We start from the raw sequence: 3354 nt of genomic DNA on the forward strand, positions 1-3354 counted from the left end.
AGGGAATACTATGTATAGAGATATTGAAGGGGGATTTTCTATATGTTTAAAGAAGCCATTTATCATAGGCCGAAAGATAATTATGCATACGCTTATGATGAACAAACAATTCACATCCGAGTACGTACTAAGAGAGATGATATTCAAAGCGCCGATCTTATTTACGGTGATCCTTACGAATGGAAAGACGGGAAATGGATATCAGCAAGTACACCCATGAAAAAAACGGGTTCTACTGCATTATTTGATTATTGGTCCATTGCAATCGAACCAAAATTTAAGCGCTTACGTTATGGGTTTGAATTAAAATCTGAAACAGACACTCTTATTTATGCAGAGCGAGGATTCTTTTCTAGCATTCCAAATGATGATGTTGGTAACTTTTTCTGTTTTCCATTTATTCATGCAGATGATGTATTCAAAGCACCATCTTGGATTAAAGACACCATTTGGTATCAGATTTTCCCTGAGCGATTCGCTAATGGCGATAGTACGCTGAATCCAGAAAACACCCTTCCTTGGGGAAGTGCGAATCCAACTCCAACTAATTTTTTCGGCGGAGATTTTTCTGGTGTTATTCAAAACCTTGATTACCTTGTTAAGCTTGGCATTTCCGGAATATATTTCACACCTATTTTCAAAGCTCATTCAAACCATAAATATGACACAATTGACTATATGGAAATTGACCCACAATTTGGGACGAAAGAAACTTTTAAAGAGCTCGTTGAAGAATGTCATAAGCACGGTATAAAAGTAATGCTCGATGCTGTGTTTAATCATAGTGGATACTTTTTCGAGAAATTTCAAGACGTACTAGAGAATGGTGAGAAGTCCGCATATAAAGAGTGGTTCCACATTCATGAATTTCCGATTATAACCGAACCACTTCCAAATTATGATACTTTCGCCTTTACACCGTATATGCCTAAATTAAATACAGCTCATCCAGATGTAAAAGAATACTTACTTGAAGTAGGACGTTATTGGGTACGAGAATTCAATATAGATGGCTGGCGCCTTGATGTCGCCAATGAAGTCGATCACAACTTTTGGAGAGAATTCCGAACTGAAATAAAGACACTAAATCCTGAAGTATATATTTTGGGAGAAATTTGGCACGATGCCCTTCCGTGGCTACAAGGCGATCAATTTGATGCTGTCATGAGCTATCCTGTTACAAATGCTCTACTTTCTTACTTTGCTAACGATTCCATTAAAGCAAGTGAATTCATGAAGCAAATTACAGAATCTCTACATTCCTACTCTATGAATGTAAATGAAGCAGCATTTCATTTATTAGACAGCCATGATACTCCAAGAATTTTAACAACATGCAACGGAGATAAAAATAAGTTGAAACTGCTCTATGTATTCCATCTTTCTTTCATCGGCTCTCCTTGTATTTATTACGGGGATGAAATTGGTATGGATGGCGGCATGGACCCTGATTGCCGTAAATGTATGATTTGGGATACTAAAGAACAAGATCATGCATTATTTACCCATATACAAACATTGATTTTATTACGTAAACAACATAAAGCATTTGGAGGACATGGTACTTTTCAATTCATCGAAGCAAATGATGAACATAATTATATTTCTTATACGAAAACATATGAGGATGAAACTATCTTTTTCGTTTTAAACCCTACTAATAGTGAAGTTACAGTTTCACTCCCTCTTCATGTTACTGGTAAGAAAATAATTAACATTTATACAAACGAAGAATTTTCAGCGGAAGCAAGTGTATTACAAGTTACACTTCCTCCATATGGATTCTCCATATTAAAATGGTAATCCAAAAAGCCTTATGCCAAGTTTGAAATGGCATAAGGCTTTTTCTTATTTCAATTTGAACACTATCGCTTCATACGGACGTAATGGAATGTTATCTATTGATCCGATTTCTACATCGTAATTGTGTATAAATAACTCTGATTCACTATAACTAATATCCTTAGGCATTTCAAATACACTTTCATCCGCAGTAAAGTTTGCAATGACAAGTAGTTTTTCATCTCCATATGTTCTTACATAAGCAAAAATAGAAGGGTCATTATCTAATATTAAATCATATGATCCATACACAACTATTTCATTATTTTTGCGTAGTTCAATTAATTTCTTATAGTAATAAAAAATTGAACCTTCATCTTGGATTGCTTGTTTCACATTAATCTCTTTATAGTTAGGATTTACAGTAATCCAAGGTTCACCTTTTGTAAATCCAGCGTGATTCTGATCATTCCACTGCATCGGAGTTCTAGCATTATCACGACCCTTTATATAAATAGATTCCATTACTTTTTCTATATCTTCACCATGGTCTATCACTTTTTCTTTATACATATTTAACGTTTCAATATCTCGATATTCATCAATTGATTGGAATCGAACGTTCGTCATTCCAATTTCCTCTCCTTGATAAATATATGGCGTTCCTTTCATCATATGAAGAACTGTCGCTAACATTTTTGCTGATTCAATGCGATACATTCCATCATTACCAAAACGAGATACAACGCGAGGCTGATCATGATTATTCCAATAAAGGCTATTCCATCCGGTATGCTCTAATGCTTTTTGCCACTTTGTTAAATTCTCTTTTAAAGTAAGAAGTGAGCATGGTTTTACATCCCACTTTCCACCTTCTCCTGAATCTAAATCCATATGTTCAAATTGGAATACCATTTGCAACTCTTTTCGTTCTTCTCCAGTATACAATTTCGCTTCTTCTGTCGTTACACCAGGCATTTCACCAACCGTCATAATATCATAATGCGATAATACTTCCTCATTCATTTCATGTAAATATTTATGAATGTTTGGACCGTTCATAAAATGCTTATGACCTGAAACATACCCCTCTTCTTCTGTTTCAACAGCTGGTAATCCCTCTTCTTTAGAAATAAAATTAATAACATCCATACGGAAGCCATCAATTCCTTTTTCTAACCAAAACTTCATCATTTCATAAACATCTTGTCTTACCTTTTCATTATCCCAATTTAAATCTGGCTGTTTTTTAGAAAACAGATGTAAATAATATTCATCCGTCATTTCATCATACTGCCATGCAGATCCACTAAAAGCAGCTCCCCAGTTGTTCGGTTCTTTCCCTTCTTTTCCAGGGCGCCATATATAGTAATCTCTATATTTATTATCTTTTGATTTACGTGATTCAATAAACCAATTATGTTCATCCGAAGTATGATTAACAACTAAGTCCATCATAAGTTTCATATTACGTTCATGCATTTCATGTAATAGCTCATCCCAATCTTCCATTGTTCCGAACTCGTTCATAATTTTACAATAATCGCTTATATCATAACCATTATCATCATT

At 34.6% G+C, this 3354-nt stretch carries 2 protein-coding genes; one reads left to right on the forward strand and one right to left on the reverse strand.

Annotated elements, in window-relative coordinates; genetic code table 11:
- The first annotated feature begins 42 nt into the window (after positions 1 to 42).
- Complete coding sequence (locus tag ABWK52_RS27875; RefSeq protein ID WP_000471776.1) at positions 43 to 1803, forward strand: alpha-glycosidase; 1761 nt, start codon at positions 43 to 45, stop codon at positions 1801 to 1803.
- 45 nt (positions 1804 to 1848) lie between these two features.
- Here ABWK52_RS27875 and ABWK52_RS27880 read toward each other — a convergent pair.
- Positions 1849 to 3354: glycoside hydrolase family 13 protein (locus ABWK52_RS27880; RefSeq protein WP_098505344.1), on the reverse strand; the 1506-nt coding region annotated here is incomplete at its 5' end.

The organism is Bacillus sp. AP50 (assembly GCF_040492675.1).
Taxonomy (GTDB): domain Bacteria; phylum Bacillota; class Bacilli; order Bacillales; family Bacillaceae_G; genus Bacillus_A; species Bacillus_A cereus.

Bases quoted from the DNA above. Each gene is read 5' to 3' on its own strand.
- ABWK52_RS27875 (WP_000471776.1), top strand. From the start codon at position 43: ATGTTTAAAGAAGCCATTTATCATAGGCCGAAAGATAATTATGCATAC.